This is a genomic window from Cobetia sp. SIMBA_158, assembly GCF_046566945.1.
Classification (GTDB): Bacteria; Pseudomonadota; Gammaproteobacteria; order Pseudomonadales; family Halomonadaceae; genus Cobetia; species Cobetia amphilecti.
Genome location: NZ_JAWJYL010000078.1, coordinates 1 through 414 on the forward strand (window position 1 = coordinate 1; position 414 = coordinate 414).

Consider the following 414-nt stretch of genomic DNA (forward strand, 5'->3'; position numbering starts at 1 on the left):
TTAATATCTTCGCTGAGTGCATGTTCATCAATTACCAATGTTTCCTCTGGTAAGTTGACCGCGTTAAACACCAATTCGTCAATTCGGTTAATAACACTATTTAACTGTAAATAAATGGCCTCGGTAGCAACCGGTTTTAAACTATCAAGCGTTTGTATGTCTTGCATAATGGCTTGGCGAACTTCAATTGTGCCAGGGTACTCACTTAACAGTCCGTCTAAACGCTTTAGTACAGCGCTTGCGCCTTGGTAATCTTTTTCGGCCCACAGTTTAAACTCAGCCATTCGTTGTAAGCTGGTGACCTCTTGTGGGTTTAAAGATGAACCTTGCTGCTGCGCTTTTTGCAGCGCAGCTTTTAATGCTTGCTGATTTTCAAGAGTGCTTTGCGTTAATGCCTCAGATACTTTTTCTTCG

Annotated in this window: 1 protein-coding gene; it reads right to left on the reverse strand. The window is 42.0% G+C overall.

The window, feature by feature from the left end; translation table 11 throughout:
* Positions 1-414: uroporphyrinogen-III C-methyltransferase (locus tag R2R70_RS19055; RefSeq protein ID WP_410978758.1), on the reverse strand; the 414-nt coding region annotated here is incomplete at both ends.